14 protein-coding genes are annotated in these 13,847 nt (G+C 71.0%); 8 read left to right on the top strand and 6 right to left on the bottom strand.

Going from position 1 to position 13,847, the window contains the following annotated elements; translation table 11 throughout:
- Positions 1-97: 97 nt before the first annotated feature.
- Complete coding sequence (ybaK, locus tag ABZT47_RS23845; protein WP_354845968.1) at positions 98-598, top strand: Cys-tRNA(Pro) deacylase; 501 nt, start codon at positions 98-100, stop codon at positions 596-598.
- 105 nt (positions 599-703) lie between these two features.
- Complete coding sequence (locus tag ABZT47_RS23840) at positions 704-2,116, top strand: amidase (RefSeq protein ID WP_354845965.1); 1,413 nt, start codon at positions 704-706, stop codon at positions 2,114-2,116.
- On the opposite strand, the gene ABZT47_RS23835 is transcribed toward ABZT47_RS23840, so the two are convergent.
- The gene (locus ABZT47_RS23835) at positions 2,113-2,916 is read right to left on the bottom strand and encodes a hypothetical protein (protein ID WP_354845962.1); all 804 of its coding nucleotides are present in this window, start codon (positions 2,914-2,916) and stop codon (positions 2,113-2,115) included. The two genes, ABZT47_RS23840 and ABZT47_RS23835, sit on opposite strands and share 4 nt — an antisense overlap.
- A 112-nt stretch (positions 2,917-3,028) precedes the next feature.
- Between ABZT47_RS23835 and murA the strand changes: the two genes are divergently transcribed.
- Entirely contained in the window at positions 3,029-4,333 is a 1,305-nt protein-coding gene (gene murA / locus ABZT47_RS23830) for a UDP-N-acetylglucosamine 1-carboxyvinyltransferase (protein WP_354845959.1), read from the top strand.
- A 53-nt stretch (positions 4,334-4,386) separates the two neighbouring features.
- Positions 4,387-6,801 (top strand): transglycosylase domain-containing protein, encoded by a 2,415-nt coding sequence (locus ABZT47_RS23825; protein WP_354845956.1) that lies wholly within the window; start codon positions 4,387-4,389, stop codon positions 6,799-6,801.
- A 366-nt stretch (positions 6,802-7,167) separates the two neighbouring features.
- Here ABZT47_RS23825 and ABZT47_RS23820 read toward each other — a convergent pair whose 3' ends face one another.
- Both ABZT47_RS23820 and ABZT47_RS23815 read right to left on the bottom strand, forming a co-directional pair.
- Positions 7,168-7,362, bottom strand: a complete 195-nt coding sequence (locus ABZT47_RS23820; RefSeq protein ID WP_354845953.1) for a DUF397 domain-containing protein — start codon at positions 7,360-7,362, stop codon at positions 7,168-7,170.
- Positions 7,353-8,174, bottom strand: coding sequence for a helix-turn-helix transcriptional regulator (locus ABZT47_RS23815; protein WP_354845950.1), 822 nt, complete (start codon positions 8,172-8,174; stop codon positions 7,353-7,355). The genes ABZT47_RS23820 and ABZT47_RS23815 overlap by 10 nt, the downstream gene beginning before the upstream one ends.
- A 220-nt stretch (positions 8,175-8,394) precedes the next feature.
- On the opposite strand from ABZT47_RS23815, the gene ABZT47_RS23810 reads away from it, so the two are divergent.
- From ABZT47_RS23810 to ABZT47_RS23800, 3 genes are all read left to right on the top strand, one after another.
- Positions 8,395-8,661, top strand: a complete 267-nt coding sequence (locus tag ABZT47_RS23810) for a hypothetical protein (protein WP_354845947.1) — start codon at positions 8,395-8,397, stop codon at positions 8,659-8,661.
- Positions 8,658-9,068, top strand: coding sequence for an ATP-binding protein (locus tag ABZT47_RS23805; RefSeq protein WP_354845944.1), 411 nt, complete (start codon positions 8,658-8,660; stop codon positions 9,066-9,068). Before ABZT47_RS23810 ends, ABZT47_RS23805 begins: the two co-directional genes overlap by 4 nt.
- A gap of 147 nt (positions 9,069-9,215) precedes the next feature.
- Complete coding sequence (locus ABZT47_RS23800; protein WP_354845941.1) at positions 9,216-10,217, top strand: RNA polymerase subunit sigma-70; 1,002 nt, start codon at positions 9,216-9,218, stop codon at positions 10,215-10,217.
- 61 nt (positions 10,218-10,278) lie between these two features.
- On the opposite strand, the gene ABZT47_RS23795 is transcribed toward ABZT47_RS23800, so the two are convergent.
- Positions 10,279-10,830, bottom strand: coding sequence for a helix-turn-helix domain-containing protein (locus ABZT47_RS23795; RefSeq protein WP_354845939.1), 552 nt, complete (start codon positions 10,828-10,830; stop codon positions 10,279-10,281).
- Positions 10,831-10,926: 96 nt separating this feature from the next.
- Here ABZT47_RS23795 and ABZT47_RS23790 point away from each other — a divergent pair, with 96 nt between their 5' ends.
- A complete protein-coding gene (locus ABZT47_RS23790; protein ID WP_354846473.1) occupies positions 10,927-11,352 on the top strand; it encodes a nuclear transport factor 2 family protein in 426 nt (141 codons plus the stop codon).
- Positions 11,353-11,573: 221 nt separating this feature from the next.
- Here ABZT47_RS23790 and ABZT47_RS23785 read toward each other — a convergent pair whose 3' ends face one another.
- Together ABZT47_RS23785 and ABZT47_RS23780 are read right to left on the bottom strand one after the other, a co-directional pair.
- Positions 11,574-12,470 carry an oxidoreductase gene (locus tag ABZT47_RS23785; protein ID WP_354845936.1) on the bottom strand — a complete coding sequence of 299 codons (897 nt, stop codon included), beginning with the start codon at positions 12,468-12,470 and terminating at the stop codon, positions 11,574-11,576.
- 138 nt (positions 12,471-12,608) lie between these two features.
- Positions 12,609-13,847 (bottom strand): non-reducing end alpha-L-arabinofuranosidase family hydrolase (locus tag ABZT47_RS23780; protein ID WP_354845934.1); only part of this gene is annotated, 1,239 nt, incomplete at its 5' end.

Below are 13,847 nucleotides of genomic sequence, written 5' to 3'. Positions count from 1 at the left end.
CCAGTCTACGGAGGGTGGCGGCCCGCTCCGGCGAACGTCCGGCATTCGGGACGAATCCTTTACATTGTAGATTTTGCCCTGCCGCTAGGCTTGGGCCGTGAGCAAGACCAAGAGCAAGGGCGGCCAGGGCACTCCCGCCACCGTGGCCCTGGTCAAGGCCGGGGCCGAGTTCACCCTCCACCCCTACGACCACGACCCGAACGCCCAGGCCTACGGCGAGGAGGCCGCCGACGCCCTCGGCGTGGCCTACGAGCGCATCTTCAAGACGCTGGTCGCCGAGGTCGAGTCCGGGCTCGCCGTCGCGGTGGTGCCGGTCGCCGGCAAGCTCGACCTGAAGGCGTTCGCCGCGGCCCTGGGCGGCAAGCGCGCCGCGATGGCCGACGCCGCCAAGGTCGAGCGGGTCACCGGGTACGTCGTCGGCGGCATCAGCCCGCTCGGCCAGCGCAAGGCCCTGCCCACGGTGGTCGACGCCTCCGCGCTGGACCTCCCGACGATCTACTTCTCCGCCGGCCGCCGGGGCCTGCAGATCGAGACCTCCCCCGCCGACCTCATCCGCCTCACCAGCGCCGTCACCGCCCCCATCGCCAAGACGCCCTGACCTCCCCTCACCGTGACGGCGCTTGGCAACCCTTGCCGTCGCCGCGCGGCGTCGCGCCCCGCCAGACTGGCGGTGAGGTGCCGGGACGCAGCCGAAGGAGCCGCAGTGACCGAGCTGTTCTACCTGTCCGCCGTCGAGATGCTGCGTCTGCTGCGCGAGCGGCAGGTCGGCGCGGCCGAGCTGACCGAGGCGCACCTGCGGCGCATCGACGAGGTGGGCGGCGAGGTCAACGCGATCGTCACGCTCACCGCCGACCGGGCGATGGAGGAAGCCCAGCGGCTGGACGAGGGCTGGGCCCGCGGCCACTGGCAGGGACCCCTCCATGGCCTGCCCATCGCGTTCAAGGACCTCACCGACACCGCGGGCATCCGCACCACCTACGGCTCGCCGCTGTTCGCGGGCCATGTTCCGACCGCCGACGCGCTGGTCGTCCGCCGCGCCCGCGCGGCGGGCGCGGTGACGATCGGCAAGACCAACACCCCCGAGTTCGGCACCGGCTCCCACACCGTCAACGAGATCTTCGGCGCCACCCGCAACCCCTACGACACCGGCAGGAGCGCGGGCGGCAGCAGCGGCGGGGCCGCCGCCGCCCTCGCGGCCGGCCTGGTGCCGCTGGCCGACGGCTCCGACATGGGCGGCTCCCTGCGCAACCCCGCCTCGTTCTGCAACGTCGTCGGGCTGCGGCCGACCCCCGGACGCGTGCCCGACGCCTCACCGGCCGCCGCCTGGTTCACCCTCAGCGTGCCCGGCCCGATGGCGAGGACCGTCGGCGACGCCGCGCTGCTGATGAGCGTCATCGCGGGTTTCGCGCCCACCTCGCCGTTCGCGGTGCGCGAGGACGGCTCGGCGTTCGCCCGGCCGCTGGACACCGGCGTCCAGGGCCTGCGGGTGGCCTGGAGCCCCGACCTCGGCGGCCTGCCCGTCGACCCGCGCACCGCCGCGGTGACGGCGCGGGCGCCCGAGGTGCTGGCCGGCCTCGGCGCGAAGGTGGAACAGGTCCCCCTCGACCTGTCCGACGCCGAGGACGCCTTCCGCACCTACCGCGCCTGGCACTACGCGAGCACCTTCGGCGACCTGCCCCGCGACCGGCTCGGCCCGAACGTCGCCTGGAACGTCGAGCAGGGGCTCAAGGTCACCGGCGCCGACCTCGCCCGCGCCGAGCGGCTGCGCAGCCGCCTGTTCCAGCGCATGAACGCCTTCTTCGAGACCTTCGACGTCCTGCTCTGCCCGGTCAGCCAGGTGCCGCCCTTCCCGGTGGAGCAGCCCTACGTCACCGAGGTCGACGGCACGCCGATGCCCGACTACCTGGCCTGGATGCGGTCGGCGTACTGGATCAGCGTGCTGCACGCCCCGGCGGCGTCGGTGCCCTGCGGCTTCACCCCCGACGGGCTGCCCGTGGGCGTCCAGATCGTCGGACGGCCGTGGGAGGACCTCACCGTGCTGCGGACGGCGCACGCCTTCGAGCAGGCCACCCGCCACGGCGACCGGCGCCCTCCGCTCGGCTCCGCCGGCCGTTAGACCGCGCCGGGCCCCGGCGAGGGCGGGCCACTGGAACCGTCCCGGCCCTGTGACGGGCCCGCGGCACCGTCCTGGCCGTGCGAGGACGGACCGGCCGAACCGTCCGAGCCGTGCGAGAGCGGACCGTCCGAGCCGTGCGAGCCGTGCGAGGGCGAACCAGCCGAACCGTCCGAGCCGTGCGAGGGCGAACCGTCCGAGAGCGGACCGGCCGAACCGTCCGGGCCCTGCGAGAGCGAGCCGCCGGACGGGCGGGCGTCCTGCGGGAGGGCGTACGGCTCCCCCGCGTGGAGCTCGCCCGCGTACGGCTGGCGCAGGGGCGACTCGCGGTAGCCGTCGACCGACTCGATGATGCCGAAGACCGCCACGGCCACCAGCGGCCAGGCCAGCAGCACCCCGCGCGCCGTGACCGACAGCACGTTCACCGTGGCGCCGACGCTCGCCGAGCCCGGCACGGCCGCGGCCTGGATGATCGAGCCGCCGATCGAGGTGCCGACGCTGAGCGCGAGCCACCCGCCCAGCATCCCCCCGGCCGCCAGACCGGCCAGCAGGGCGAGCGGGCGCCCCTTGCGGGCGACCAGGTAGGCGACGATGCCGCACGCCAGCCCCGCCCCGCCGGTGATCACGGCGAACCAGCCGTCGGCCGCGATGAGGCTCTGCGTCGTGGGGTCGGCCAGCACCGGGCCGGTCTTGGTCACGACGTAGGGGGTGCGAGGGGCGAGGGCCGACCACAGGAACCCGGCCGCGATGCCGAGAAGCGCCAGCACGACGACGGTGAGCCCGAAATCTCGCGCCTGCCGCACCCGATCACCTCACCTGTCCCACCGCACTCGCGCGCGGACCACACATGGTACCGACGCGGGCCGCCCGGCGGCGCCTTAGGCCGGAGGCGGGCGCCCGGTTAGGCTGTCCCCCGTGAGCGATGAGGTATGGCTGATCGAACCGTCCGGGCCTCTGCGGGGGGACGTCGAGGTACGCGGTTCCAAGAACGCGGTGTCAAAACACATGGTCGCGGCGATGCTCGGCAGCGGGCCGAGCACCCTGCACAACGCGCCCGAGGTGGGCGAGGTCGGCATCACCGCCGCCATGCTGGAGGCCCTCGGCATCGAGGTGCAGACCAACCAGGGTGAGATCACTCTTGAACGCGGCCCCGAGATCCGCCCCCGGGTCCCGGCCGCCTTCACCGGGCTGAACCGCATCCCGATCCTCATGCTGGGCCCGCTGCTCCACCTGGCGGGCGAGGCGTTCGTCCCGCTGGTCGGCGGCGACCCGATCGGCCGGCGGCCGGTCAACTTCCACGTCGAGGCGCTGCGGGCGCTGGGCGCCGAGGTCGAGGTCGGCGAGGCCGGCATCTCCGCCAAGGCCACCCGGCTGCGCGGCGCCCGCATCGAGCTGCCCTACCCGAGCGTCGGCGCCACCGAGACGATCCTGCTGTCGGCCGTCCTGGCCGAGGGCAAGACGGTCATCAAGGGCGCGGCCACCGAGCCCGAGGTGGTCGAGCTGGCGCTGTTCCTGCAGCGCATGGGCGCGCGCATCGAGATGAGCCCCGACCGCCGCATCGTCATCGAGGGCGTCGAGCGGCTGCGCGGCGCCTCCACCTGGCTCGCCGGTGACCGCATAGAGGCGTTCTCCTACCTGGTGGCCGGGCTGATCACCGGCGGCGAGGTGCGGGTGCACGGCTGCCCGCAGGACCGCCTGGTCACCGCCATCACCACGCTGGCCCGCATGGGCGCGCAGTTCGACATCACCGACGACTGGCTGACCGCCTCGGCGCCGAACGGCCTGCGCGCCGCCGCCGTGCAGACCGACACCCACCCGGGGTTCATGACCGACTGGCAGACGCCGCTGATGGTCCTGTTCACCCAGGCCGAGGGCATGTCGGTGCTGCACGAGACCGTCTTCGAGAACCGGCTGGTGTACGTGCCGGCGCTGCAGAAGATGGGCTGCGAGATCGAGATCTTCGACGTGTGCCTGGGCGGGCCCGCGTGCCGGTACCACGACACCAACGCCAAGCACTCGGCGGTGGTCCGGGGCGTGTCCAAGCTGCGCGGCGCCGACGTCACGCTGCCCGACATCCGCGCCGGGTTCTCGGCGGTGCTCGCCGCCGCGGTCGCCGAGGGCAACTCGACGCTGCGGGGCGTCAACCACATCGAGCGCGGCTACCATCGCGTTTTCGACCAGTTCACCTCACTTGGGCTGAAGATCAACCGGGAAGCGTAAAGATTCCGCGGGGTGGCGTTTGCCGGGGTTCTCTCGGTCGTACGTCTATCCCCGTGACCTCGCGATCCGACGGCCGCCGCGTGCCCGGCGACGACTCCTCGCCGAGCCGGGAGCACCCGGTGCTGGTGGGCGTCGCCGTGCTGGGCGCGGCGGGCGTGGCCGGCGGGGTGCTGGTCGCCGCGCTCGCCCTGCCCGTGGTCGGCGGGGCGGGCGTCTACACGCGCGACGTAGCCCACGGCCTGTTCGAGGTGCCGGCCATGCTGCGCGAGGCGCCGCTGCCCGAACGCAGCCGGCTGCTGGACAAGGACGGCCGGCAGTTCGCCCAGTTCTACGTGCAGAACCGGCAGTCGGTCGCCCTCGGCAAGATAGCCCCGGACATGCTGAAGGCGATCGTCGCCATCGAGGACGCCCGCTTCTACGAGCACGGCGGCCTGGACCTCAAGGGCACGCTGCGCGCGATCATCACCAACACCCGGGCGGGCAGCATCCAGCAGGGCGGGTCGTCGCTGACCCAGCAGCTGGTGAAGAACATCCTGCTGCAGAACGCCCGCTCGGAGACCGAGCGCGACCAGGCCCGGGCGCCGAGCATCCGAAGGAAGATGCAGGAGCTGCGGTACGCGATCAGCCTGGAGCGCAAGTACACCAAAGACCAGATCCTGCTCCGCTACCTCAACATCGCCTACTTCGGCGGAGGCGCGTTCGGCGTCCAGGCCGCCGCGCACCGGTTCTTCGGCACCTCCGCCGACAAGCTCACCCTCGAACAGGCCGCCACCCTGGCCGGCGCCGTGCGCACCCCGTACTTCACCGACCCCACCCTCGGCGGCGAGCACCGCGACCGGCTGCTGGAGCGCCGCGACCTCGTCCTGGACCGCATGGCCCAGCTCAAGGTGATCACCCAGGTGCGCGCCGACGCCGCCAAGGCCACCCCGCTCGCCCTGCACCTACGCCCGGAACCCGGCGGCTGCTCCGAGAGCGACCATCCCTTCTTCTGCCTGTACGTCCAGAAGGAGGTGATCGGCAACCCCGCGTTCGGCCGCACCCGGGCCGAGCGCGAGCGCCGCCTGTTCCGCGACGGGATCACGATCAGGACGACCCTGGACCGCACCGCGCAGGAGGCCGCCGACAAGGCCATCGCCGCGCACGTCCACCCCAAGGATGACCAGGTGGCCGCCGAGGCCATGATCGAGCCGGGGACCGGGCGCATCCGGGCCCTGGCGGCGAGCAAGCGGTACGGCGCCAACCCCGGCGAACGCAAGGACGGGCCCAGCACGACCTACAACCTGCCCGCCGACATGGCCCACGGAGGCGGCCAGGGCTTCCAGGCCGGCTCGACGTTCAAGGTGTTCACGCTGGCCACGGCGCTGGCCAAGGGCTGGCGGTTCGACCAGGGCTTCGACACCCCCGGCAGTTTCGTGCCGTCCTCGGGGTACAAGGACTGCTCGGGCACGAGGGTCAACGCCCCCGGCACCGTCGTGCACAACGCCGGCGGCGAGGGCAAGGGCGGCCCGTACAGCCTGGCCACCGGCACCTGGCAGTCGGTCAACATCTTCTACATGATGCTCGAACGCGATGTCGGACTGTGCGACGTCGTGCGAACCGCCCGGTCGGTCGGCATCGCGCGGGCCGACGGACAGCCGCTCAAGGAGGTGCCCACCTTCACCCTCGGCGTCAACGAGATGGACCCCGTGACGGTCGCCGCCGGCTTCGCCGCGTTCGGCGCGCGGGGACGCTACTGCCGGCCGATGGCCATCCTGGAGGTCGTCGAACGGCACGGCAGGCGCACCGGCGTCGCGCCGAGCTGCACCCAGGCCGTCGAGCAGGACGTCGCCGACGCCGTCAACTACATCCTGACCGGCGTGTTCACCAAGGGCACCATGAAGGGCCAGGGCATCGGCAGGGACGCCGCCGGCAAGACCGGCACCAACAACGGGTACACCTCGGCGTGGTTCGCCGGGTACACCCCCGACCTGGCCGCGGCGGTCAGCCTCGGCGACATCAGGGGCGCCTACAAGTACCCGCTGACCGACGTGGAGATAGGCGGGCAGCACTACGGCGGCGTCCAGGGGGCCACGCTCCCCGGCCCCATCTGGGTGCGCTCCATGGAGCTCGCCCTCCAGCACCTGCCCGCCACCCCGTTCCACCATCCCGACACCGGCCGCTTCGGCGGCGGCACCACCCCGGGCCTCAAGCCCGAGGACCAGCTCGCCGACCCGCGCGCGGCCGACGGCGAACGCGGCCGGGACGGCCGCGAGGAGTGGGACGAGGCGCGCGGCGGCGAACCGGGCGAGGGCCGGTCCGGCGAGGGCCGCCTGCGCCGCCACTGGCACCGTCCCGCCGACCAGCGCCTGTGGGACCGCTTCTGGACCCACCCCGAACAGGACCTCTGGCTCTCCTGGCCCACCCACCACCGAAGCCGCCGCCACCGCTACCGCCCCGCCTGGGAACGCACCTGGCACCACCACCGGTGAACGGGTGCGACGACCATGAAATCGCGCCTTCGGCACGCCTTGTTTCAGGCGACCCTCACCGCACCACAGATCCCCCACACCACGGAGCCCCCCGCACCACGGATCCCCCGCACCACGGATCCCCCGCACCGCGACGAACCGCCGTGCCCCCGCCTCCCCGCGCCACGCGCCCACCTCCCCCGCGCCGTGTTGTCGGCTGTATCGAAGGGCGCCGCGAGGGCGGGACGGGGTACGGCGAATCCGGCGCCCGTCGTACGGCGGGTCACCTGGTGACCGCCGCTGGCCGCCACCGGATCGGCGGTCATGCCGAGTGGGGGACGCCTCGCGAATGAGGGGGCAGCGTCCTGTTAAGCCCCAGGTCGCTTGTCAGACTTCCTGCGTCTCCGTACCGCGGAGGAACAGCTGCCATTCTCGGGGACTGACGACGAGAACGGGGCCATCCGGGTTCTTGCTGTCCCGCACGGCGATGACCCCTGGCAGGTTGGAGGCCACCTCTACACATTGGCCACCGTCACCACTAGATCGGGAAGACTTACGCCACTTCGCGCTGCTCAGGTCCATTGCGCCATCACTTCCTCGATGATGCCGAACGACAGGTTCTTCGGAAGGGCCGCGGCTCGTAGGGCGTCGTAGCGTCCTACCAGTGAGGTGATGGTCTCACGTTCTCCAATCGTGAGACCACGTGGCGTGCTCTCGATGTACACGCCATACGGCGCGCCCCGTAGCTCCGCGATCGTGAAGGCAGTCTGCAGGCCAACCGCGGACCACGCGTTGTAAGGCACGACCTGGATCGTCACTCGTGGGTGTTCAGTCACTTCCAGAAGCCGCGCTAATTGCTCGCGCATCACCTCTGCTGCTCCCATGGGTCGACGTAGCGCACCCTCGTCTATGAGACTCAAGATCATGGGGCCGCGCTCGCGGAGCAGCATGGTTTGCCGCTCCATGCGATTAGTTAGCCGCTGTTCGACTAGTTCGGGGGTGATGCCCGGCTCGTCGTCGAATATCCGCTTGGCGTAAGACTTGATCTGAAAGATCCCTGGGATGAGGAGGGGATCCCAGCTTTGCAGAGCTGATGCTTGAGCCTCTAGCGCGAGGAAATCCCGGAAATGGTCTGGAGCCGACTCCCATCTCGTCCGCTTCCACAGTTCGTGAAAGACGCCATCGAGTTGGAAGACGCTGTCGCAGGCGTCGGCGAATCTGCGGTCCGGCCTACGCCTTACCGTCTCGACCATGCCCAGCGTACTGACGGCAACGGTGAGCTTGCGGGACAGCTGTAGCTGCGTCCATCCCTTTTCGAGCCGATATTGGCGTAGCTCATAGGCAAAACGAGCTAATGGGGACTCATCCGGATTGATCTGAATTGGGTTAGGCATGCCCCTTTTCTCCTTCCAATATCACCGGCCTCACTCATGCTGTCACGGTCTCCTGGAGAACGTGGCGGCATCGGGAGACTATTTCCCTATCAGAAGTCGCCTGCGAGCCGCACGCTTGGACAACCGAATTCTGCACCGATGAGCGCCATGGTGACGCCGATTCGACCTGACCGGCATTCACGTCACGAGCGCCTCATCAACGAAAACCGGAGGTCGTCCTGTGAAAAGACCCGAGCGGCGGGAAGAGGAGTACATTCACCTGGTCCGGTTGGCGTGGGATCTGAACGTGCGCGGGTTGAGCGCGGCGGTGGACCTGCCGAGCGGAGGCGGCCCGGTCCTGCTGGTCGCCAAGGGCTCCGGCCTGCTGAAAGTGACGGCGCTGGCGCAGGACGGCCAATGGTTCTTCACCTGGGGGCGGGGACGCGCCCAGCAGGTACGGGCGCTCGCGGACGACGCGGCCGACCGCGTCCGGCAGGCCGCCCGATGAGCGCCAGGACCAACGACCGGCTTGGCTCCGTCGACCTTCTCGGCCAGGTCAGCTCGGTCACCCTCGCGCGTGCCTACGTCCGGGGACTGCTCCTGTCCGCCGGACGGCGGGAGGTCGACGACATCGAACTCCTGGTCGGCGAACTCGTCGCCAACGCCATCAAGCACTCGGAATCAGGACGCCGGCCGGACGGCATGGTGTACCTACGCGTATACGACGACGGCGACACGATCCGCGTCGAGGTGACCGACCAAGGCTCGCCAGGGCCCCTCCCCCACATCCCTGCGCAGGTGGACCCCCTCAGCGAGAACGGCCGCGGCCTCTGGCTGGTCCGCGAACTCTCCTCCACCTGGGGATCAACCCAAAACGGCACAACGCGAACCGTGTGGTTCCAGATCGCGTCCTAAGCACCTCGATCAGAAGCTGCACCGCGTGGGCGTTCGTCCACCCGCCCACCTCGCACGACCCGAGGCCGGCTGACACCCGGTGATGAGTTGTCGAGCCCGCACCCGTCATACCTACGACGGGACACGACGAGGCGGAAGGATGACGTGATGAGTGCGGACATGCGGTTGGAGGAGCTGGGCGCGGGCGGGCTGGGGGAGGTCGACGAGGCGGCGTTCTCGGGGTTGGCGGAGCGGCACCGGCGGGAGCTGCACGTGCACTGCTACCGGATGCTCGGGTCGTTCGAGGACGCCGAGGACACCGTGCAGGAGACGTTCCTGCGTGCGTGGCGGCGACGGGAGACCTTCGAGGGGCGCTCGACGTTCCGTGCCTGGCTGTACCGGATCGCCACCAACGCCTGCCTGGACCTGCTCGCCAAGCTCCGCCCGGAGCCCGCCACCGGCGGCGAGGTGCTGTGGCTGCAGCCCTACCCCGACCGGCTGCTCGACGAGCTGCCCGCGGGCGACGCCGACGAGCCGGAGACCCTCGCCGTCGCACGCGAGACGATCGAGCTGGCGTACCTGGTCGCGGTCCAGCACCTGGCGCCGCGCCCGCGGGCCGTGCTGATCCTGCGGGACGTGCTCGGCTGGCCGGCCAAGGACGCCGCGGAGCTGCTCGGGGACTCGGTGAACTCCGTGAACAGCGCGCTGCAGCGGGCCCGCGCCGGGATGCGGGAGCACCTGCCCGCCGAGCGGCAGGACTGGACCGGCGGGCAGGACGACGCCGGGACGCGCGAGCTGGTGCGCCGCTTCACCGACGCCAGCGTGGCCACCGACATCGACGCGCTCGCAGCGCTGCTGCGGGACGACGTCCGCTGCTCGATGCCGCCCACGCCGGGCCTGTGCGTCGGCCGCGACACGGTGGTGAAGGACTGGGTCGAGAGCGGCTTCCCCGACATGAAGCACCTGCGCGCCGTCCCCACCTCCGTGAACCGGCAACCTGCCGTCGCCTTCTACCAGTGGCGGAAGCGGGAGAACGCGTACCTGCCGCTGACGATCGACGTCCTGCGCGTCACCGGCGGGGCGATCACCGAGATCGTCATCTTCCACGCCGACCGGTTCCCGCGGCTCGGCCTGCCGGAGCGCCTGCTGGCGGACGGCACGGAGCACTGACGCGCTCCCCGGCCTCAAGGCCGGAGCACTGCGGACGAATCCGGTCAGCCCCAGTGTGGATCTAGGGGCGCAGGGCGTCGAGGAGGCGGGTGACGGTGCGGTGGCGGAGGTCGGGGGTCCAGCCGGCGGCGAGGGCGCCGTGGCAGGCGGCGGTGAGCAGTGCGATGACCTCGTCGAGTCGCACCTCGGCGCGGACGGCGCCCGCCTCCCGGGCCCGCGCGAGGAGGGCGTCGAGTGCCTCGCCCAGTCCCGCGATCTGAGGGGCGACGCCTACGTCCGTCCCGTCGGCGGCGAGAAGGTGGACCACCGTGCGGGCGCCGGCCGCGCGCTCGACGACCTCGGCGAAGAAGGTGAACAACGCGGCGGGGTCGCCCTCGGCGGCGAGCGTCTCGGCCCGCGCGGCGAGGCGTCCCTGCAGCTCTTTCATGATCGCGGCGAGCAGGTCGGCCTTGGTGGGGAAGTGCCGGAAAACCGTGCCCACCGCGACGCCCGCACGCCGCGCGACCTCCTCGGTCGAGGCGGACGTGCCGTGCTCGTCGAAGACCTCGACCGCGGCGGCGAGGATACGGGCCCGGTTGCGTCGCGCGTCGGCGCGCAGAGGCGGCTCAGACACGGTGGACTCCGGACATGGACAAGATGAGTGGTGACTCATATTCTGGCCCACAGGATGCTGAGTGATGACTCATGTTAGGAGTGTACGGTGGCCGAGATGAACGACGGGGCGCTGACGGGACCGCGCGAGGCGTTCGAACGCTTCCGGGACCACCTGCTGGATGGGACGGCGGCCGGGCTGGAGAGCCTTCTCGCCGACGACGGCGTGGTGGAGAGCCCGTTCGCGCCGCCCGGTGCGCCGCGGCGCATCGAGGGACGCGAGGCGTTCGCGGCGATGGCCGTCCCGCAGCGGGAGGCGCTGCGCGGGCGCGTCAGGTTCACGGCCGTGCGCGATGTGGTCGTCCACCAGACGGCCGACCCCGAGGTCGCCGTCATCGAGTACGAGATCGAAGGGGTTCGCGAGACCGACGGCCTGCGTGCCGCGGCCCCCTTCGCGGTGGTGGTGCGGGTCCGGGACGGACGCGTCGCACTGTGGCGCGAGTACCAGAACCCCACGGCGATGGCCCTGATCGCGGCGGGTTGATCGATCCGCGCCGAAGCCTTCAGCGGACAAGCAGACTGGTGCTTGTTCGTCGTCGTTCGGCCAGGCGCCTGGCGCTCGCGAAGCGGCCGAACAGGCATGCGCCCGGCACACTCGCCGTAGACGGTGAGGTCGACGTGGGTGGTACCAGGCGCCCCGGAATGGCGAGCACGTAATCGGGCACGTGTGTCGGCGTTGCCTCCCGCGGGAGCGGGCGGCCGGTGTCATGAGGACGCCAGCCGGGTCAGGTCCTCGGCTGAGAGTCGGAGGGCGCCGGCGGCGATGTTCTCGTCGAGGTGGGCCGGATCGCCGGTGCCCGGAATGGCCAAAATGTGCGGGCCCTGGTGCAGCGTCCAGGCCAGCCGGACCTGCGCGGGCGTCGCGCCGTGCGCGCGGGCGACGTCGGTCACCACGCCGTCGTCCCCTCCGCCGGCAGGGGCGCCGGCCTCGCGTCCCTCACCGGCGATGGCGAAGAACGGCACGAACGCGATGCCCTGTTCTCCGCAGATCCGCAGGAGTTCCCCGGAATTGGGACCGCGGCCGTCGAGGCCGTAGCGGTTCTGTACACAGACCACGGGTGCCACGGCTTGGGCCTCGAAGAACTGCGCGGGGCTGACGCTGGAGATCCCCAGGTGGCGGATGAGGCCGGCCTCGCACAGCTCGGCCAGGGCGCCGAAGTGCTCGGCGACCGGCCCCGGCCCCTCGACGCGCAGGTTCACGACGTCGAGGTGGTCACGGCCGAGCTGGCGCAGGTTCTCCTCCACCTGACCGCGCAACCGCTCGGGCCGGGCCCAGGGCAGCCACTCGCCCGACGGGTCGCGCCCCGGCCCCACCTTGGTCACGATGACCAGATCATCCGGGTAGGGGGCCAGGGCGCTGTTGATCAGTTCGTTGGCGGAGCGCAGCGTCGAGAAGTAGAACGCGGCGGTGTCGATGTGGTTCACGCCCAGCTCGACGGCCCGCCGCAGTACGCCGATCGACCGCCTCCGGTCGCGCGGCGCCCCCAGGTCGAACGCGGCGGCGCCCGTCAGCCGCATCGCGCCGAACCCCAGACGGTTGACCGTCAGATCACCGAGCTTCCACGTGCCCGCGGCCGCCGCGGTGATCGTCTCCGACTGCATGCCCCGATCTTCTCACCCGCCCGCACCATTGATGCCCGCCCCCGCGAGGGCCGCCGGGGCGGGCAGGAGCGCCCGGGCGTCTCCGGGGCGGCGGGGTGTGCCGATCCGGAGACGCCCCTCATCGGTGTGGGTGAGAGGTCAGCAGGTGGAGTTGGTCTGGGTGAGCAGGCCCAGGCGCCAGGGCAGGGAGTTGTAGTCGCCGCCGGCGCTGGGGTCCATGCCCTGGTAGAGGTAGCGCATGTTGCAGGGGCTGATGGTCAGGGTCTGGTCGGTCATGGTGCGCACCATCTCGCCGTGGCTGATGTCCTGAGTCCAGGCCCCGCCGGGGAAGGTGACGTTGTTCGCGCGGGCGAAGGGGTTGCTCTCGCTGGCGGCGTGCTGGGACCAGGGGCCGGTGATGGCCGAGGAGGTCCAGGAGCGGAAGTAGCGCCGGCCGTTGGAGCCGATGGCCTCGACGATCAGCAGGTACTGGTTCTGCCCCTGCACCTTGTAGACGTTGGAGGCCTCGAACAGGTTGTTCTTGTTGGAGTCCTGCATGGCGATGACGGTGTTGGTCATGCCGTTGGGGAAGTTGGCGAGGCTGGTCTCCGAGCGGTACAGGTGACCGTTGTCGTCGGAGGAGAACAGGTAGCAGTTGGCGCTGTCGCAGATCACCCACATGTCGACCCAGTAACCGTTGCCGATGTTCTGGGAGATGATGCTGGGCATGCTGGAGTAGAAGTTCTTCGGCGCGCTCCAGCCGGCCGGGTTGGAGATGTCCGGGTTGGTGGAGTACGAGGCGTTACCGGTCTGGTAGATCAGGTACCACAGGCCCTGCGGGGCGAAGTAGAACACCTCCGGCGCCGCACGGTAACCCGATCCGATCGGCGTGCTGTCCAGGTAGTAGTGCGTCGCCGACCCGGCCTGCGACCAGTCGCTGAAGCTCAGGTACACCAGGTTGTAGCCCGAGGCCTGCGCGGTGCTGGCGAACACGTGGTACTTGCCGCCCGAGTACACCACCGTCGGGTCCTTGATCCCCGCGATGTTGTGCGAGGAGTCCGGCTTGGGCGCGATCAGCGAGCCGCTGGAGCTCCACTGGAGGCTGGAGGGGAGCGTGCCCCCGCCGGGCGTCGGGGTGGGAGTCGGCGTGGGGGTCACGGTCGGGGTGGGAGTCGGGGTGGGGGTGCTGGTGCCGCCGCTCCAGGTCCATTTCTGGTTGGTGCCGCCGTGGCAGGTGTAGAGCTGGATGGTGGTGCCGTTGGCGGTGCCTTGTCCGGTGGCGTCCAGGCACAGTCCGGACTGTACGCCGGTGATGGAGCCGTCGGAGTTGTAGCGCCACTGCTGGTTGGCGCCGCCGTGGCAGGAGTAGATCTGGACCTTGGCGCCGTTGCCGGTGCC

Origin of the sequence: Sphaerisporangium sp. NPDC005289 (assembly GCF_040607455.1) — a bacterium.
Lineage (GTDB): Bacteria > Actinomycetota > Actinomycetes > Streptosporangiales > Streptosporangiaceae > Sphaerisporangium > Sphaerisporangium rhizosphaerae.
The sequence above is the reverse complement of the archived record's forward strand: the minus strand, read 5'-3'. Positions and strand labels throughout refer to the sequence as shown.